The following is a 19,160-nucleotide window of genomic DNA, read 5'->3' as shown; positions in this document are numbered from 1 at the left end:
GGGACTAAAGCTTAAGGTGGTTATAGCGATGGGGCTCACCTCTTACCATTCCGAACAGAGAAGTTAAGCCCGTTAGCGCCGATGGTACTGCATCCGTGGGAGAGTAGGTCGTCGCCTTTTTTGAAGACCCTTCATAGCAATATGAAGGGTTTTTTGTTTTTATACGTTTTGTCATTCCTGCGAAGGCAGGAATCTTATTAAATACCCTCTCCAATATAGATCAAGGATTTTTTACTTCTATTTTTTACGGTCATTGTGAGGCGTTTTTTAGCGACGTAACAATCTCTTTTTACATTAAAATAACGTGAGTTTCTATGTAAACTTTATTGAAAACATCTTATATAATCCAATGAAATACAGCTGTTTGTTATGTCGACAGCGCGAAGCATGAGCAACGAGACATCTCATTATGATGAGATTCCTCCTCGTTCCTCGTCCGAATGACATGATTTCTTCTTTAAGACCTTTTAAGTATTTGATTATCAGTTTTTAATATACCGAACTGACGTTAAAACAAGTTTTTTGAATTAAGATCCAATTTAAAAGAAGACCTCAGTTCGACCGTGTTCAGTACAATATAACATACTTTCTTCATAAGGACGATTTAATGTCCTTAAAATATATTAAAATTATTTAAACATTTTAGCCAAAAACTCGTAGTGGCTTTCTTATCTTTAGTTCGGTTTTATAATAAGCAAAATGACTGAAAATAAAGAACTTGATTTAGCTTGGAACTTTGTTAATAATACGGATAGAAATATATTTTTAACTGGGAAAGCTGGTACTGGAAAAACGACGTTTTTACATAAGTTAAAAATGAGATCTTTAAAGCGTATGGTTGTTGTAGCTCCTACCGGAGTGGCTGCAATCAATGCTAAAGGCGTTACGATACATTCTTTTTTTCAGATGCCTTTTGGACCCCTTTTGCCAGATACAGATCTGAATAATACATCTTCTGGTTTTAATAGAAAATTCAGCAAAACCAAAATTAATATTATTAAATCTCTGGACTTATTAGTGATTGATGAGATTAGTATGGTACGTGCCGATTTATTGGACGGTATTGATAGGGTTTTAAGACGTTTTAAAAATAGAAATAAGGTATTCGGAGGGGTTCAATTATTAATGATAGGTGATTTACAACAATTATCTCCTATTATAAAAGAAGATGAGTGGGAATTACTGAAACCTTTTTATAAAAACGGCTTCTTTTTTAGTAGCCAGGCGTATATACAAAGTGAAACCATTACTATTGAATTAAGCCATATCTACAGACAGGATAACCCTAAGTTTATTAATATTCTTAATGAAATTCGAACCAATACATTAACACAAGCTTCGGCAGACGAATTAAATAAACGTTATCAACCCGATTTTGTACCAGATGAAAAGGAAGGCTATATATCCTTAACAACACATAATAGTAAAGCAGAACAGACCAATAATAGAGAACTAGATAAACTTAAAACGAAACATTATACTTATAGTGCTACAGTTGAAGGTAAATTTCCTGAGTATGCCTATCCTAATAAGGAAGAATTAACCTTAAAAGTAGGAGCGCAGGTCATGTTTATTAAAAATGATAGCTCACCCGAAAAACGCTATTTTAATGGTAAGATCGGTAAAGTAATTCATTTGGATATCAATGAAGTTATAGTACACTGTCAAGATGATGATTTTAATATTGTTACCACGCCAGAAATATGGGAGAATATTAATTATAGCGTAGATGCAGAAACCAAAGCCATTACCGAAAATAAAATAGGTGCCTATACACAGATGCCATTAAGGTTGGCATGGTCAATTACCATACATAAAAGTCAAGGTTTAACCTTTGAAAAAGCGATTATTGATGCTCAAGGAGCTTTTGCTCATGGACAAACCTATGTAGCGCTAAGTAGATGTAAATCTTTAGAAGGGTTGGTGCTAAATAGTAAAATAAACTCTAGTCATATTATTAGCGATAGTAATGTATTGTCTTTTAATAAAATGGCTGAAGAAAATCAGCCAGACGAACGTATTTTGCTAGCATCAAAATCGGAGTTTCAGTTGAATTTAATCGCAGAATTATTCGATTTCTATAAATTTCTATATCCAATAGGGCGGCTACTTGATATTTATTATAAGAATAGAACGAGTATTGAGGGACAAGTTGAAGATCCTTTAAATACTATGAAATCTTGTGTGACAAATTTGCTAAAAGTAGCCAGTGGATTTAAAGCGCAACTGACAACTTTAACTGAAGCTGCTAAAGAGCCAGAGTCGAACGAAACACTTCAAGAACGTTTTATAAAAGCTATTAATTATTTTAATGAGCAGACTACATTACATATAAGTCCCGCTATTAAATCCTTTGGATTTACTACAGATAACAAAACGATTGAAAAAGATCTTCTCAAACAGTTTGACACTTTAGAAGAATTATTAGCTACCAAACTATTGTATTTTGAAGGTCTGACAGCGGGTTTTAATGTCAATACTTTCTTAGAATTACGAGCCAAATCTGTTTTTCTTGCCAAAGAAAAACCTAGAAAACCTAGAAAAACAGTAATAGATGGGACTACAAATATTGAGTTATTTGAATTGCTACGTGAGTTGCGGAATGATATAGCCAAGCAAGAAGACTTGATACATTATCAAGTATTTACACAAAAGGCCTTATACGATATGTGTGAAACCCTACCAACTAATAAAAAAGAATTATTGCAGGTTAATGGTATGGGTAAGGTTCGGGTCGAAAAATACGGAAGTGCTATTTTGGAAGTCATTAGAGCCTATTGTGACGAGCATGATATAGAAACATCTACAGCTAGTGAAATCGATTTTTTTGAGGATCCAAAACCTAAGCGTAAGAAAGGTGACACTAAAAAGATTTCTTTAGATTTGTTTAAAGCAGGGAAATCTGCTGATGCGATCGCTTTAGAGCGCGATTTGAATGTAAATACCATCATGGGGCATTTGGCAAGCTTTATACCTTCTGGCGAAGTAAAAATAACCGATTTAATTTCTAAAACTCACTACGAGGAACTTAAAACGATTATTCCCAAAACAAAATTTGAAAATCTATCCGATTTAAAACACAAGATAGATGCTAAGTATACTTACGGAGAACTACGTTTGGTAGTAGACGATTTATTTAAATGAAAAGGTTTTAAGAGTTAAATGTACTATCCTGTTCTACGTTATGTAACTTTGCTTTGGTAAAAGCGAAGTTCTTATCTCAATATTTCTTTAAAAATGCAATGGAATACGCTTTGCTCAAAGCGACGATAGGAGCCAAGAGGGAATGTGCATGGAATGTGGGAGTATCCTATCTAGTTTATTAAAAACATAAAAAAGAGGCACTATATGATAATTATAGTGCCTCTTTTAAGTTTAAAGTTTGGCTAATATTTATACTTTACAGAACGAAATAAAATCCTGTATTGGTCCAGGCTCACCATCTCCCGTTGTTAGCTTTACTTTTGTACTTAAATGTACAGTATAAGCACAAGGTAATAAGTCATTAACATCAAATAGGCTAATTGGGCTTGACTCTGGTAAATTAATAAGTTGAGCAGATCCAAATGTTTCTGGTGCTGGCATTAATGGTATGGCTGCAAACCCAAAGTTTTGACCTGGTTTTTTAGGTCCTGTTATGGATAGTGATATAGAAGATAGGTTTTCGTTTCTAGCATGGTATTTTACATGCAATGCATTAGTGATTTTATTACAACCAGTGGTTGCAGAAACGATTTCATCAATATTTATAGAGACAGAAGCAAGTTGGTTTTGTACTATTTTCGGTGCCCAATTACCATGTTTATTTACATTGTCATATTCAACATTAAAAACCGCAATGGGTTTAGAGGTTCCAGCTATAACTTCTGTTGCTATATTATTTAATTCACGTTGTTTCATTCGAATAGCAAAATAACGATTAGTAGTATGTGGTCTTGCTGAAGAAACAGTTGCAGTACCAATATCCAATGGAGGTGCTGCCATGTCCAGAGGTATTAAATTGGTTAATGAAACAGTATTAAGTTTTAGAATTTCAGCGTCTTGATGTGGCTCAAAATTACCCTCTTGTGGTACAGGAATCCAATTTCCGTTAAAATTAATATTAGGAGCAATTCCATCTGTAACATATGGTATTTTTAATACTGGATTCATTGGATCTCCGGTAAGGATAATATGATTACCAATTGTTGTGGGAGGGATCATACCTGGTGTTACAGGAAGCCAACCTCCTGGTGCAGGGATATTATTGGGTGCACCTACCTCTTGGTATTCAAACATGTATTCCATTGGATTACCATTTAATGTTTGCGTAATGGTACCAATAAGGTTAATTGTTCTATAAAATGCGTAATCATTAAATCCTGCACGTAATGTTTTTCCGTTTGCGGTATTAATTTCGTCTTGTATTTTTATTTTTCGAGTTAACCCAAAATTGGTAAATGATGCTGGAATTGGAATATCAGGAATCTTAATATCTTCTAGACAAAGCTTTACGCAAAGACATGGTCCTACATTATTTCTTTTATCAGATGGTTTTTCGAACTCTATTGGACTACCATTGTATTCTAATTTAAAATATACATCTGGTCCACTGTTGAAAGGAGGAAAAGGTGTTTCTATATTAACTAAAGGAGAAAGAAAGGTTTGTTTAAAATCTTTACTACTATAATCTATTCTAAAACGTCCATTAATATCTGTAATATCAGAGCCTAATTCATCATCATGAATCCAATCATCATCCATTGCAATTACTTTGAAACCAGAAATTGGAATGTTGTCATTTTTACAATCAAGTAATACTCCACAAATCACCCAAGCATCAAATAATTCACGTATCCTACACCAAAAACGGCTGTTAATACAATATTTCCAGTAAAATACAATGCCCAGTTCAGTCTGTCTCCATCTTGGTTGTAATGTAGTAAGGGTAAACTGAATAGAACCACGCTCCTTACTTTTTTGATTATAAACACGTTTTGTTACAATATCGATCATGATAAGACCATCATACTCAGCATATTTTCCTTTTAATTCGGTTTCATAATTTCCTTTTTCATCAATTTCTGCTTCTGCTAATAGTAATTTAGATTTAGCTTTGATTTGTTTTTCTCCCAAAATTTGTAACGTATCTTTTGGATTCGCTGTTACATGCGTTACCACATCAATATCCAGATTCGTTACTCTGTAAAAACGTACAATAGAACCAAATAATGGTTCTTTACAATCTTTGCATATTTCTCCTGAAAGATTTCCTTTTAGAATAAACCCCATTTTATATAAGTTTTAAGATTAATTTGTTAATGTTTTCAAAAATAAATCTTATTAAAAGTCTGTAATAGAGTTGTTTAACTGTTTTTGTTTGGGGTAAAACCCTTTTTTTTAACAGGGATTAGACTGGGTATATCGAATTATAGCTATCAAATAGCGAAAAACCTATATAATTCTAAAATAAGATGTTTGTACTATAATGTTCCGCGTTATGTAACTTTGCTTTGGTAAAAAGCTTTTATCAATACTAATCTTCTTTGATTTTTTTCTTTCTAAAAGTTTCTTTAAAAATGTAATGGAATACTTTTTATGCGACGACGTAGGAGGGAAGCTTAAAGTGTATGAAATGGATAAGAAAAGGATATTTTAATGACATAGCGACACCTTTTTCTTTTATTATTTGAATTTCTGTCAGTGATTTTATTAAAAATTAAAAGAATCATCAATTGGTCTAACATTTGACCCAAAGAAATAAAATAAGTAGATATATGTGTATTGTGATTGTTATAGGAACTGCCCATTTTGAGGATGGAGCTAGTGCGACAGGAGAATTATACAAAATAATTGAGAAAATTTCACCTGATGTAGTTTTTTGTGAAGCCTCGCAACAGAAATTACCTAAAATGTTAGAAAACACTGACGTTATCACACCAGAAGTAAATACTATCAAAAGATTAATCAAAGAAAAATCTATTGAAATAGTTCCAATTGATGTAAATGAAGATCCTTTTGACAATCGTTTGGAGGCAATGTTTTCCTTATTTAAAAAAAAGATGAAAGTATATTCAAATGCATCTAATATGTTATCAAATGAAACATATTTGAAGGGATACACCTTCTTAAACAGTATGGGCAGCGACAAGATATTTAGAGATATAAATTCCATGGAGAAGTACTTCTTAGATACTGTAAAAAATAAAGAGTTGTCGGAATACCACTCTAAATGGATGAATTGGAATGACCTACGCGAAAATCAATGGATTAATCTTATTCATAACTACTCTAAAATAAATAAACCTAATAAGGCAGTGTTTCTTGTTGGAGCTGGTCACAGATATCGATTAATAGATAAGATTAAGAATATTCATAACAATAATGAGCATAGTTTTGATTGGGATTTTTTTCCTTTCAAGTGAAACTTGATTCATATAAGTGGGAAGCGTAATGTGTGTGGAATGAATTTAAATTAACTAATATTCAAATGTTTACAATTTTCTATAAAAACAATTCCTACAAAATTTGCTATATTTAAACTCTCCCTATAATTAATTAATAGTTTACGGTTTTCCGTAGTTTAAAGAAGTTGCTAGTATTTACATTTATAATACTAATTGACAACTCATATATTATTAATTAAACACTTAAAAATATTATGGAAAATTATTCAAATTCTAATGGAGATTCTGGAGTTTCGGCTTATGAAATAGGTTCGGATTATATTGATGTGAAATTTAATGGTACATCAAGAATTTATAGATATAGTTATAAAGGTGGTGCAGGACAAAAACATGTTGAAACAATGAAAGTTTTAGCTAATAATGGTAGCGGTTTAAATGGTTACATAAATAGTAATGTCAAATTTAAATATGATAGATAATTAAATTACAGTTATCAACTTGAAATAAAAGCTATGGCAAAGAATATTACAACAGAAATAAAAGCCGAAAATATAGGCCCACATTTGACTATCAATGATTCATTTCCAATGAGTCAATTGAAATTAGGTGTATTTGCGAATAATGGTAGTGGTAAGACATTTATAAGTCGTGCTTTTCGACTATTAAATAATAATGAGGCTGAAAGAGTAAATAAAATTCTAACAATTAATAAAACTAAAGGATCTTTTAATCTAAAGATTAGTGAACAAAAAGAAGGAACAACTATTCATAAAAAGCTTTCTATTACATTAAATAAGGATAAAGATGCAGTCATTGTTAATGATACTGATTATTTATTTCATGTATTTAATAGTGATTATGTAAAAGATAATATTGAAGAGTTAAAGTATAATCCTGATGGTGAAATTGAAGGCTACATTCTTGGAAAAACAAAGATTGATTTAACCAAGGAAAAGAAAAAAGTAAAAAGCCTACATGAAGAAGTTGTCAAAAAATCGGAAATATTAACAATAGAGTTTAAGAAAGGAAAAGAGGAGCTTGACAAACAAAAAATTAATAGAGGAACTGGTGAGTATAAATTCACTGTAAGGAATGTATATGATGATGATTTAGATTATAAAGAGGAGAAAACCTATGAAGAACTAGTAAAATTAAATAAAACTTTAAACCAATCTCCTGATGATATAAAAGACATAGAGGAATTGAATTATTCTTTTAATGGAGATTTATTGAATGAAGTAAAGGAAATCTCTGTAACAGAGTATACAAAAAGCAAAATAGCCCAGTCATTTAAAGATAAAGTAATATCTAAGCAGGAATTTATTGAGAGTGGTTTAACTCTTTTGTCTAAAAAACTAAAACAAGATGAGGATGAATGTCCTTTTTGTGAACAAACTTTAAGAGTTGATGCTATTAAACTTATTGAGGATTACAATAAATATCTAGATGATTCAGAAGCTTTAATTAACAGTAAGATATCTAACTGTATTAAATCTATAGAAGAACTTAAGGTTAAACTCAAAACTGATGAAAATACTTTCTTGAGAACAAATAAAGACTTTAATACTCTAAAGAAATATATTCCGTCGTTAATTGATGTAAATTTAGACGAATTAAAAGAGACTAATTTAGATACAGAATTTGAAAATATTATTGAGTTACTAAAAAAGAAATTAAAAAATATTGAAATCAAAATTTCCCTTAGTGAGTATAAAGCCTCAATAAAAAAAATTAGTAACCAAGTCAAAATATTAGAAACTAATTCTACAAATAACAATAAAAAAATAAATGACTTTAATCTTAAAAAAGATAACTTAAAATCTGAAAAACTAGAAATTAATAGAAGGTTGTGTAAAGCAATGTATTTGAAAATACAAACTAGTCAAAAAGATCTAATTAAAGAGATTAAAACAATTCATAAAGAAAAAAAAGAGCTCGATAAACAGATTGAAGAGAAAGAAAGTAAAGAAAAAGTCAGTAAGAAAATAAAAGTATTAGAGAATCTTAAAAAACATTTAAAAGCTTTTTTTGGTGAAAAATACAGCATTGATGATGACTTTTGCTTTAAATTTAATAAACATATACTTACTGATAATGCAACTGATGTTTTAAGTGATGGTGAAAAAAGCATTGTGGCTTTCTGTTATTACCTGGCTGATATACATAAATTAGTAGAAAGAGATGATGATTATGATAAATTGTTTTTTATTATTGATGACCCAATTTCTAGTTTAGATTTTCATTATGTTTATGCAGTCTCTCAAATAATTAGAACTTTACATAAAACATTGAGTATAAAAGAAGCAAAATTTATTGTATTAACACATAATCTTGAATTTATGAGTATTTTATTGAGAAATGAAATACTCAGTATTCCAATTGTTCTAGCTAATTCTAAATTATCTAAACTTTCTAGACAGTTAGTTATGCCTTATGAAGAGCATTTAAGGGATATTTATAGCGTTGCAAATGGAGGAAGTTCTTGTCATACAACACCAAATTCTGTAAGACATGTATTAGAAACTATAAATAAATTTGAATCACCTGATAAACAATTAAAAGCATATTGTGATCAGAATGATATTTTAAAAGATAATGAGTTTGTTTTTTCTTTAATGCATGATGGCTCTCATGGAAATATTAGACAACAAATGCCTTATAACGAAGAAATGATTCAAAAAGGGTGTGTTGCTGTCATAGATTTTATAAACAGTAAATTTGAAGGTCAAATCAATCAAATAAAAGCTTAAATGAATAACGAAAATCAAATAAAATGCCCAAACTGTGGTACATCAATTGATGTTCAAGATATTTTAGCACATCAACTCGAAGAAGAAATTAAGCAGAAATATCAATCTCAAATTGCTCAAGAAAAGAAAAAGTACGAAAGTGAGCAAGAAAAATTAAAACAAGAAAAGCTTGATTTTGAAGAAAAGAAAAAGAAAGAAAATGAGCTATTTCAAGAACGTTTAGATAATCAATTAAAAGAGAGTAAGAAAGAAATTGAATCAAAGCTCAAACTCAAATTAAAAGAAGAACAGTCTGAACAATTTGATGCTCTTCAAAAAGAATTAAATGAAAAGTCAGAACAGGTAAAAGAATTGAATCGTTCTAAAGCTGAGATTGAAAAGTTGAAGCGTGAAAAAGGTGAGTTAAAAGAAATTGCTGAAGCTGAATCTCAAAAAAGATTAAATGAAATTCTTATTGCTGAAAAGGAAAAGATTAAGAAATCTGAAGAAGACAAAAATGAATTGCGTTTCAAAGAAATGCAAAAGCAATTAGAAGACCAGAAAAAGCTTACTGAAGAGATGAAGCGTAAGCAGGAGCAAGGTTCAATGCAACTCCAAGGAGAGGTTCAAGAATTAGCAATAGAGGAGTGGCTAGCAGCAAATTTTCCATTAGATACAATTGAAGAAATAAAAAAAGGTGCTAGAGGAGGGGATTGTATTCAAATAGTTAATACACGTTCAGAGCAAAATTGTGGTAAAATATATTACGAAAGTAAACGCACCAAAGATTTTCAACCAAGTTGGATTGAAAAATTTAAAAATGATATTCGAGAAAAAGGCGCAAACATAGGTGTATTAGTAACGGAAGTTATGCCATCTGATATGGATAGAATGGGGCTGAAAGATGGAATTTGGATTTGTAATTATGAAGAATTTAAAGGTCTTTGTAATGTACTACGAGAGTCTATTGTTAAAGTGAATTTAGCCATTAGTACCCAAGAAAATAAAGGCGATAAAATGCACATGCTTTATGATTACTTAACTAGTAATCAATTCAGAATGCAAATTGAGGCAATTGTGGAAGGTTTTACATCAATGAAAACAGCTTTAGATAGCGAGAAAAGAGCTATGCAACGAATTTGGAAAGAACGTGAAAAACAAATTGATAAAGTAACTGCGAATACTATAGATATGCATTCTTCAATTAAAGGAATTGCTGGTAATGCTGTTGGAAAAATTAAATCTCTTGAATTGGGAAATGATGATGATGTAGAAATTTCAACAAACGATGAGCTAAAATTAGATTAGTAAATTATTATGTAAAATAGAATTTTGATGATAAACTTGGCCTCATAAAATTTTAATAAAATAATAGGAGAGTGGAGTGTCCATCATTTTTAATTCCGTTTCCCCGTTGCATAATTAACCCGTTTCTTAAAATCAATTACTTCATCCCTCAATTTCTTATTAGCATTATCTATAAGCTCATTCTGTACTTTCATAATACGTAAAAGGTCGTGAATAGCATTTAAATTCTCTAATTGAGTAAAAACTATTTGTTCTAGTTGAGTTTTTGTATATCTTGTTCTTGGCATTGTTCTTGTTTCAAGATTAAATATTCCGATTATCAGAACAAATATACTTAAAAACAGACAAAATACAAATTTTAAGTTTAAAAAATCGGAATAAATTATCTTATTATATAAATTTATGTTCTTAAAATCAGACAATAATGACCGAATTAGGGCTATTCTTATCTAGAAAATCTGTTAATCGTTCCGATGTTTCAAGAAAAACAGGAATTAGTAAAACTAGACTTAGTGAACTTGCAAACAATGAGCGTACAAAGCTTAGAGTAGATGAGTTGTATCTAATTGCTTTAGCTATTGATGTTGACCCTTGTGATATCTTCAAAGAAGTTTGTAAAGACCTTAAATTAAAAGAAGAAAACTAATGTCTTCTTTAATTCTCGATTTCTTAAAATCTGAGCTCAAAACTTTTGATTTAAAATTAACTACAAAAATAGATGGGAGAGAAGGACTTGACTTTTTAATTGGAGACAACCAATTATATCTACAATCCATAGATTTAGATACTACACAACGTAGTATTAAAATTGCCAAGCAAGATTTAGGAGAATTAAGAGATAACTTATTTGTTGCTTTAGTTTTAATTATAGATAAAACTCCACGAGTATTATATCTAATACCGTCAAAACAATTATTAGAATCCGATAATGATGCCTTTGTAAATAACGAAGTAAGTTTAATGCCAAGTTTATCTAATTGGGAGATTAAAATATTTTCTAGAGGTATAGAGGAATTGGAAATGTACGCTATCTCCAATCAAGTAGAAAAATTGTTTTAAAAGGTTTTGAAAGCAAAAAAAATCCCCCTATGATGGAGGAGGAGGAAAATTTGTAATACCAAGCTCTAGACCAAATAACCGAATAGCGTGTACATAAATTTTATGCTTAGGCATATAAATTATTTTAAAACTACACTTAGGGTGTACACCAAAGAATAAATAACTACGATAAGGCTTAAGCCTAAAATAGAAAAGATAACGAACATCCATAATAAAAATATTTAAAGTTAAGCCCTAGCACTATGCCAAGGATAGCCGATTTATATGTTTTGAATGAGTCAAATGCAAGGGGTAAAGCGGTTTACGGAGCGTTGGATGTGGTATTGGCTAAATAGCTTTACTTCATTTTACCCTTGCATTTCACGAACCGAAAAACATAACTTTGGTGTGACTTGTATGCGTATCAAAACTCAATAGTTAACGAAATGTTCAATAGAAGCAGGATGTTAAAACGACCTCATATAATTTTGGCTAAAACAATAGGTGAGTGGAGCGTCCATATTTTAGGGGTTTAGTTAGAATTATTCTTGGTTTTTCTATATTTTAAAAGGATTTTAGCAGTAATCTTGGTTACTACCGACGTTTCCTAAAATATAGCGTAACGAGCCGTACATTGTTTCCAAAATTATATGCAGTCTTGAATTTTTGTTTCTTTTGTTTCAAGACAAAAGATATAATAAAACCTTAGAGAGCTCAAAAGTTGAATTTCTATTTGACATAATGTTAGAAGTACTAAACAAAAGAAGCTTAATCGGAGCGATACATATAACAAGTGTATAGAAATTTTAAGCAAGGAATTTATGCGTTGGCAAAATTTTATACTCTTGTGGCAACATAACGAAAAGCTCGTGAAAAAAATATAACGAGAATATCCTCGCCAACGAAAAGTTTAAAACGAATCTAAAAGTTAGCTTTTTTTTGGCGTTGGCAAGCGATGGATAATTGTGTTTAAAAATAAATGCCATAAAGCATTTTAATTTTTAAAAAGCAATCGAGCGCTTGGCAGCGGCAATTTTACATAACGACTAATTATAGTTCATAATGTATAAACGTGAAGTTTCTTGAGAATCGCTTATTTAAAAAAACATGAACGATTGTACGGAATATTAAAATTAAACGAGAAGCCAAACACGACTGTTTAATGACCTAAGTACTCCACACCAAATAGAAACGAACAACATTCTGGGATATTTTACATAATATGGAATTATAGCTATCTAATGGATGAAATACATTTGTACTATAATTGTTCTTATGTAAAATAGCAATCCTTCATAATAAATCATCACCTTAAAAATAAAGAAAGAATCTATTTCAAAGCTTCTCTATAAACCCTTAAACACCGTTCACGAGCCAATTTATGGTCAACCAAAGGTCTTGGATAAGTGAATTCTTGAAATTCCGGGACCCATTTCCGAATATAGTTTAGGTCCTTATCAAATTTCTGTATTTGAGAAGAGGGATTAAAAATGCGAAAATAAGGTGCTGCATCGGTACCACAACCAGCAACCCATTGCCAATTACCAATATTGCTAGACATGTCATAATCCAATAGTTTTTTAGCAAAATAAGCCTCACCCCATCGCCAGTCAATTAATAAGTGTTTACATAAAAAACTTGCAACAATCATGCGCACGCGATTATGCATGTTCCCCGTAGTATTTAGTTCGCGCATTCCAGCATCAACAAGCGGATATCCAGTCTCTCCTTTACACCATAGGTGAAATTCTTGTTCATCATTATGCCAAATGATTCGATCATACTTGGGTTTAAAAGCTTTTGTTACAGTATCGGGATAATGCCATAAGATTTGCATAAAAAATTCACGCCAGATTAACTCTTTTAAAAAGGTAATATTAGGTTGCTTATAAGCTAACAACACAATGTCTCGAATACTTACGGTACCGAAACGTAAATGAATGCCAAGTTTAGAGCTACCATCAAGCGCAGGGAAGTTTCGCTTTCTTTCATAATTATTTATAAACGTTGAATTTAAGGTGTAACCATTTACTTTTATTAAAGAGGCTTTAAAACCAATATCCTGAAGCGATAGAAAAGGTAAATCTTGATTCTTTACAAAGTTTTCTAAATGTTTTTCAGAAGGATAGTTTTGAATATCCTGAGTTTTGAATGCTTCCAACCATTTTTTTGAATAAGGCGTATACACTTTATAAGGCGAACCATCTTGTTTTACAATCTCATTGCGTTCAAAAATAACCTGATCTTTAAAGGTTTTAAATTCTATGCCTTCAGAAGTTAAAAGTGCTTCTAGATGTTGATCACGTTGTAAAGCATAAGGTTCGTAATCTCGGTTAGTAAAAACAGAGGTTATATGATACTCAGAAATTAACCGTTTAAAAACAGCTTCTGGTTTTCCATAAAAGATGGTTAAACAACTTCCGAATGTTTTTAGTTTGTCATTAATTTTTTCTAATTGTTCATGAATAAACGTGACGCGAGCATCATCCTTATCTAATGTGTCAAGAATATCAAGATCAAAAATAAAAAGAGGTAACACAGGCGTACCTGATGATAATGCTTTGTATAAACCAGCATTATCATGAAGTCTTAAATCTCTTCTGAACCAAAAAACAGAAACGGTTTGTTTTTTCATTTAATTGATATTCAAGGTTGAGAGTCCACCATCAACACCTATAATTTGTCCTGTAACCCAAGAACTTTGTTCACTCAATAAAAATGTGGCAATATGTGCGATATCATGAGCTTCTCCAACACGTTTTAACGGGTGGCGATCTCCCATAGCCTCTTTCTTTTTATCATTGTTTAATAATCTACCTGCCAACGGTGTGTTTACTAGCGAAGGCGCTATAACATTTACTCTTACTTTAGGAGCGTATTCTGCAGCCATAGACTTGGCAAAACCTTCTACAGCACCTTTAGCTGCTGCTAAACTAGTATGAAACGGCATGCCAGTCCCTACAGCAATCGTACTGAAAAATACCATGCTGGATGTATCAGACATTCGAGGTATAATGGCTTTGACCACTTTGACTAAACTAAAGAAATTGATCTGCATATCTGATTCAAAAGTATCTAAGCTCATCATTTTAAGAGGTTTTAAATTAATGGTTCCTGGACAATAGACGAAACCATCTAAACTTTCAGGTATCATAGTCGTGTCCAATTCATCTTTAGTAGCATCAAATGGAATATGAGTAATATTTGGATGCGATAAGGATTCATTAGTACGTGATGCCACAAATAGTATGTGGTCTTCTTGCAATTTACTAGCGATAGAAGCTCCAATACCTCGTGTTCCCCCAATAAGTAATATATGTTTCATCTAAAAAGATTTTAAGATAAGTTCATTTGGGATAGATTCTAATCTACCAAATAGCTTTGTTAGTTTTTTTTCTCTATAACTAAAAATTTGTTTTAGCTGTTTTTTTACAATTACGGGGTGAGCTAATTGACCTAATATGCCAAAAGGTATTTTATAATCAATAATGTCTTCCATTTCTATACCACCGTCAATGTCTTTTATAAAATGTTTGTGATGCCATAAGGCATAAGGACCAAAACGCTGTTCGTCAACAAAATACTCCCCTTCTTTGACATGTGTAATTTCCGTAACCCATTTTGTAGTATATCCGGGAAAAGGTGATACTTTATATTGTATAATTTGTCCCGAAAACATAGGTCTATCTGCTCCAGATAGGATATGAAATCCCATGTGTTCTGGCGTTATGACTTTAAGGTTTTCTGGATTGGATAGAAACTCCCATGCTTTTTGCTTTGAAATAGGAAATGCTTGCTTAGAATGCAATTGATAGAGTTTCATACGTTAATTTAATTCAGAGACTAGTTTCTCAATTTTCTTAAAAATTTTGTCTGCTTCGACATATTTTTCATCGCTCATTTTTCTATTTACTGTAGATAGTTTATGAGCTTCTTTTAGTAGCTTTCTATGTGTGTCATTAAGCTTTTGAAGGGGTGATTTTCTTTTAAAAAAATTAAACATATCGTTTCTTTTTTAATTATACAAAAGGATGTAAAGGTTTAAAGATGTTGCGACACAAAGCCAAACGGCATAGGGAACAACAAATAGGCTTTTGAGTTTGAGAGTATTATAAAATGCAATCAAAAAACAAAAAACTAGTAAACTAAGCAGAATTAAATTTATAAAGCCTAAAGTGATAAGGTGCTGATTGAAAAATATATAATTCCAACTAATATTTAATAAAAATTGTACTGTGAATAATCCCCATATTCTGTTTGATGTTAAGGTGCCATATAGAAAGGTCATATAAACAGAAAAGCAGAGCATAATAGACGTCCATGCAGTTCCAAATACCCAGCCAGGAGGTGTCCATGGTGCTTTATTTAAGTCCATATACCATTCCGTAGTTGGGCCATTTTCCATAAGTAAACGACCTATACCCAATGCTCCAAAATTGATGAAGAGGAAAATGAAGAATAAACCTGTTTTTTTCATTTTTAAAAATTTAATAGGTTACAATCAGGCAGCAATTTTATTTATCATACCGTTAAAAATAAAACCATGAAATGGTAAAACGGCATACCAGTATAACCGCCCCCAGATTCCTTTAGGTCTAAAAGTAGCCTTTTGGATAAGGATGTTGTTAATGATTCTAAATTCTAACCATGCTTCACCTGGTAGGCGCATTTCAGCAAATAATAGGAGTCGCTTTTCTTCATTATTGGCATATAGCACACGCCAAAAATCCAAAGCATCTCCAGTTTGTAATTCAATAGGGTGTCTTCTGCCACGTCGTAAGCCAATACCACCTACAGCTTTATCGATTAAACCTCTTATTTTCCAAAGTATCGTGCCATAATACCAACCATTTTGTCCGCCAATAGCCCAAATACGTTTAATAGTTTGTGTTTCACTTTTAACCGCTCTTTTTTTAATATCCTTGAAGCAGCCAAACTGGGGTACCTCTATATATTGAGAAAGTTTTTTATCAAACCGTCCGCTTATTAAAGAGTCTTTCCAACTAGATACAATACTATTCTGTTCTGTTTTTTGAAAGGCTTTTTGTACTGCTTGTTTATAATCTATAGGATCTACATTAAGTAATTGATTAATATTACTAGGTTTGCCAATCACTTCAACTTTCATGCTGTCTACTAGAGAAATAGCTAATTTGTACGATGTTGCTGTTATAAAAAACAGCCAATAAGAAGATAGTTTTGGTGTCATTACAGGAACAGTTAAAATGTGCCTTTTTAGTTTTCTAACACGAGCAAACTGCATCATCATTTGTTTATAGGACAAAATATCTGGTCCGACTATATCAAAAGACCTATTTTTAACTTCAGGATGAAGAATGGCTTTTGATAAGAAAGCAAGAACATCTCGTATTGCTATGGGTTGACATTTTGTGTTTACCCATTTAGGAGTAACCATTACAGGAAGTTTTTCAACTAGATCGCGTATAATTTCAAAAGAAGCACTGCCACTGCCAACAATGATTCCTGCTCTAAAGGTAGTGAGATCATATATGGATGATTGCAATAACTGCTCTACTTTATATCTGGATTGTAAATGTTTGGACAACTGATTGTCATTAACAATGCCACTGAGGTATATTACTTGCTTTGCCTTGGTTTGTTCCAAACGCTTTTTAAAATTTAAGGCACATTGCTTTTCTAAGCATTCAAATTCCTCAACACTGGAAGACATCGAGTGTATTAAATAATAGCCTAGATCAATGTCCTCAGGAATTTTGTTTAAGCTCTCTTCTTTAAGAAAATCGACTTCGATAATAGAAACCTTCGTGTGATTTCTCAATGTTAGTGGTACTCGATTTATATCCCGAACACAGCATATTAGATCATGTTCAAGTTCTAATAATATTGGAATGAGTCGCTTACCAATATATCCTGTAGTGCCTGTAACTAATATTTTCATGTTTGGTTTAAATACCTGTTTGTGTTACAAATATAGTGATAAATATTATTTTGTTTAATATTTTTAGTAAATAGTTAAACATTTTATATATTTGCAATACAAATGATTAATTGTTACATGATGCGTATTTTAATATTAATTTCCATATATCTCTATGTTATGAACAACACATCATCTCAAACTATTTGTGCCTTTAATGAGCGTAGTGACCTGACATCATGGTATGTTGTAAATGATGGCGTTATGGGCGGGTTGTCAAGCTCTAATCTTACCTTTTCGGATGACCATTTTGGTGTTTTTGAAGGTGAGGTATCTATTGAAAATAATGGAGGCTTTACCATGATGCAGCATCATTGTAACATGAGTAATGTGAAAAATTATTCAAAAATTATATTGAAAATTAAAGGAGATGGTAAAACATATCAATTTAGAATAAAAGATGATAGAGGGCATTATTATTCTTATGTTCAAAACTTTGATACATCTAATAATAAAGAAACTATAGAATTAAAACTAAGTGATTTTAAACCAGCATTTAGAGGAAGAACACTAAATATGTCACCTTTTCAAAAAGATACTATTGAACAAGTTGCTATTCTTATTGGAAATAAAAAAGAAGAGCGTTTTAGACTAGAAATTAACGAAATAATTTTAAAATAAAGCCTTGTAAATCAAAAGATAACACGGTTTGAATCAGGAATCATTATGTCATGATAAATTAAATTAATAGTATTACTATTGTATTTTAATAGTAATACTATTATATTTGTGAACATCATTATGAACACTATATCTGTACATATAAATATTAATTCGGGGCTTTATAAAAAAGACCCTAAATCTTCCGATCTTGGTAAGCGTATCGTATCTAAGAGTATAGAAATGATTCATGATATAGGGTTTGAGGATTTTACCTTTAAGAAATTGGGTGTTGAAATAACTTCAAACGAAAGTTCCATATATCGTTATTTCGAGAGCAAACATATGCTTCTTGTTTATCTTATAAACTGGTATTGGAGTTGGTTGGAATACAGGTTGGCATATAAAATTCAAAATATAGAATCTCCAAAAGATAAGTTAGAAATTGCTATAAATTTACTTGTACAGGAAGTTATAGATGACAATGATTTTTCGAGTATAAACGAAATTTTATTGCACAAGATCATAGTGGACGAATCCTCTAAAGCATACCACACCAAATCGGTTGATGCTGAAAATGAAAAAGGATATTTTAAATGTTATAAGCGTGTTGTAAAACGTGTAAGCGAATTAGTTCTTGAGTGTAATCCTGATTTTGAATTTCCGCATATGCTGATTTCAACTGTTATAGAAGGTGCCCATCAACAACGCTATTTTTCGCAGCATTTACCATCGTTAACAGATTTTGAGAAGGGGAAGAACAATATTGTCAGGTTTTATACAAATTTGGTATTTAAAACATTACATATATCATGAGTTTGAGGTTTCAAACATATAAATCCTTATACATCTTGATCGCTACAATCATGTCATTATATTTTGTAGCCCAGTTCTCTATTCAGAATTATTTAACTGAATCAAATACTGAAATTGTTTCCTCGAAAAAAGAAGCTGCCGAAGATTCAGAAAAGAAAGATAATACTGAGGAATTAAAAGAGGATTATAAAAAACTCTATACACCATTTGTTTATAATCTATTGCCTTTAAGTATAGAAGAGAACTTCATCTACTATCAAGAAAGAGATAACATGATAGTTAATTTCGAGGTTCTAATCCCACCTCCAGACTCGGTATAACTTC

18 protein-coding genes and 1 rRNA gene are annotated in these 19,160 nt (G+C 31.3%); 11 read left to right on the top strand and 8 right to left on the bottom strand.

Annotated elements, in window-relative coordinates; translation table 11 throughout:
* The first annotated feature begins 12 nt into the window (after positions 1 to 12).
* Positions 13 to 120: ribosomal RNA gene (gene rrf, locus EM932_RS19185) — 5S ribosomal RNA — on the top strand.
* A 579-nt stretch (positions 121 to 699) separates the two neighbouring features.
* The gene (locus EM932_RS19180; protein WP_135878826.1) at positions 700 to 3,144 is read left to right on the top strand and encodes a helix-turn-helix domain-containing protein; all 2,445 of its coding nucleotides are present in this window, start codon (positions 700 to 702) and stop codon (positions 3,142 to 3,144) included.
* Positions 3,145 to 3,393: 249 nt separating this feature from the next.
* Here the strand turns inward: EM932_RS19180 and EM932_RS19175 are convergent, their stop codons facing one another.
* Entirely contained in the window at positions 3,394 to 5,271 is a 1,878-nt protein-coding gene (locus tag EM932_RS19175) for a hypothetical protein (protein ID WP_135878825.1), read from the bottom strand.
* Positions 5,272 to 5,756: 485 nt separating this feature from the next.
* Between EM932_RS19175 and EM932_RS19170 the strand changes: the two genes are divergently transcribed.
* The 4 genes from EM932_RS19170 (at position 5,757) to EM932_RS19155 (ending at position 10,423) form a co-directional block, all read left to right on the top strand.
* Positions 5,757 to 6,404 (top strand): TraB/GumN family protein, encoded by a 648-nt coding sequence (locus EM932_RS19170; RefSeq protein WP_135878824.1) that lies wholly within the window; start codon positions 5,757 to 5,759, stop codon positions 6,402 to 6,404.
* Between the two features lie 236 nt (positions 6,405 to 6,640).
* Complete coding sequence (locus EM932_RS19165; RefSeq protein ID WP_135878823.1) at positions 6,641 to 6,865, top strand: hypothetical protein; 225 nt, start codon at positions 6,641 to 6,643, stop codon at positions 6,863 to 6,865.
* 33 nt (positions 6,866 to 6,898) lie between these two features.
* Positions 6,899 to 9,136, top strand: a complete 2,238-nt coding sequence (locus EM932_RS19160) for an AAA family ATPase (RefSeq protein ID WP_135878822.1) — start codon at positions 6,899 to 6,901, stop codon at positions 9,134 to 9,136.
* On the top strand, positions 9,137 to 10,423 hold the full coding sequence (locus tag EM932_RS19155) for a DUF2130 domain-containing protein (RefSeq protein ID WP_135878821.1): 1,287 nt from the start codon (positions 9,137 to 9,139) through the stop codon (positions 10,421 to 10,423).
* An 89-nt stretch (positions 10,424 to 10,512) separates the two neighbouring features.
* Here EM932_RS19155 and EM932_RS19150 read toward each other — a convergent pair whose 3' ends face one another.
* A complete protein-coding gene (locus EM932_RS19150) occupies positions 10,513 to 10,710 on the bottom strand; it encodes a hypothetical protein (RefSeq protein WP_135878820.1) in 198 nt (65 codons plus the stop codon).
* 137 nt (positions 10,711 to 10,847) lie between these two features.
* On the opposite strand from EM932_RS19150, the gene EM932_RS19145 reads away from it, so the two are divergent.
* Positions 10,848 to 11,069 carry a helix-turn-helix domain-containing protein gene (locus EM932_RS19145; RefSeq protein WP_135878819.1) on the top strand — a complete coding sequence of 74 codons (222 nt, stop codon included), beginning with the start codon at positions 10,848 to 10,850 and terminating at the stop codon, positions 11,067 to 11,069.
* Positions 11,069 to 11,482 (top strand): hypothetical protein, encoded by a 414-nt coding sequence (locus EM932_RS19140; RefSeq protein ID WP_135878818.1) that lies wholly within the window; start codon positions 11,069 to 11,071, stop codon positions 11,480 to 11,482. The genes EM932_RS19145 and EM932_RS19140 overlap by 1 nt, the downstream gene beginning before the upstream one ends.
* Positions 11,483 to 12,791: 1,309 nt before the next feature.
* On the opposite strand, the gene EM932_RS19135 is transcribed toward EM932_RS19140, so the two are convergent.
* Genes EM932_RS19135 through EM932_RS19110 form a run of 6 tightly spaced genes read right to left on the bottom strand, consistent with a single transcriptional unit; the run spans position 12,792 to position 17,381 of the window.
* A complete protein-coding gene (locus EM932_RS19135; protein ID WP_135878817.1) occupies positions 12,792 to 14,096 on the bottom strand; it encodes a cryptochrome/photolyase family protein in 1,305 nt (434 codons plus the stop codon).
* On the bottom strand, positions 14,097 to 14,786 hold the full coding sequence (locus tag EM932_RS19130; protein WP_135878816.1) for an SDR family NAD(P)-dependent oxidoreductase: 690 nt from the start codon (positions 14,784 to 14,786) through the stop codon (positions 14,097 to 14,099).
* Positions 14,787 to 15,284, bottom strand: a complete 498-nt coding sequence (locus tag EM932_RS19125; protein ID WP_135878815.1) for an SRPBCC family protein — start codon at positions 15,282 to 15,284, stop codon at positions 14,787 to 14,789.
* A 3-nt stretch (positions 15,285 to 15,287) separates the two neighbouring features.
* Positions 15,288 to 15,464, bottom strand: coding sequence for a Lacal_2735 family protein (locus EM932_RS19120; protein ID WP_135878814.1), 177 nt, complete (start codon positions 15,462 to 15,464; stop codon positions 15,288 to 15,290).
* Positions 15,465 to 15,476: 12 nt separating this feature from the next.
* Entirely contained in the window at positions 15,477 to 15,938 is a 462-nt protein-coding gene (locus EM932_RS19115; protein ID WP_135878813.1) for a TspO/MBR family protein, read from the bottom strand.
* A 24-nt stretch (positions 15,939 to 15,962) separates the two neighbouring features.
* Positions 15,963 to 17,381, bottom strand: coding sequence for an SDR family oxidoreductase (locus EM932_RS19110; protein ID WP_135878812.1), 1,419 nt, complete (start codon positions 17,379 to 17,381; stop codon positions 15,963 to 15,965).
* A gap of 159 nt (positions 17,382 to 17,540) precedes the next feature.
* Here EM932_RS19110 and EM932_RS19105 point away from each other — a divergent pair, with 159 nt between their 5' ends.
* The 3 genes from EM932_RS19105 (at position 17,541) to EM932_RS19095 (ending at position 19,156) form a co-directional block, all read left to right on the top strand.
* Positions 17,541 to 18,041, top strand: a complete 501-nt coding sequence (locus EM932_RS19105) for a CIA30 family protein (RefSeq protein WP_135878811.1) — start codon at positions 17,541 to 17,543, stop codon at positions 18,039 to 18,041.
* 120 nt (positions 18,042 to 18,161) lie between these two features.
* Positions 18,162 to 18,836, top strand: a complete 675-nt coding sequence (locus EM932_RS19100) for a TetR/AcrR family transcriptional regulator (protein WP_135878810.1) — start codon at positions 18,162 to 18,164, stop codon at positions 18,834 to 18,836.
* Positions 18,837 to 18,886: 50 nt separating this feature from the next.
* A complete protein-coding gene (locus tag EM932_RS19095; protein ID WP_135878809.1) occupies positions 18,887 to 19,156 on the top strand; it encodes a hypothetical protein in 270 nt (89 codons plus the stop codon).
* Positions 19,157 to 19,160: the final 4 nt, after the last annotated feature.

This window comes from Flavivirga rizhaonensis (assembly GCF_004791695.1).
In the GTDB taxonomy this organism is placed as follows: Bacteria; Bacteroidota; Bacteroidia; order Flavobacteriales; family Flavobacteriaceae; genus Flavivirga; species Flavivirga rizhaonensis.
Note: the sequence above shows the minus strand (reverse complement) of the source record. Positions and strands in the feature narration are given on the sequence as shown.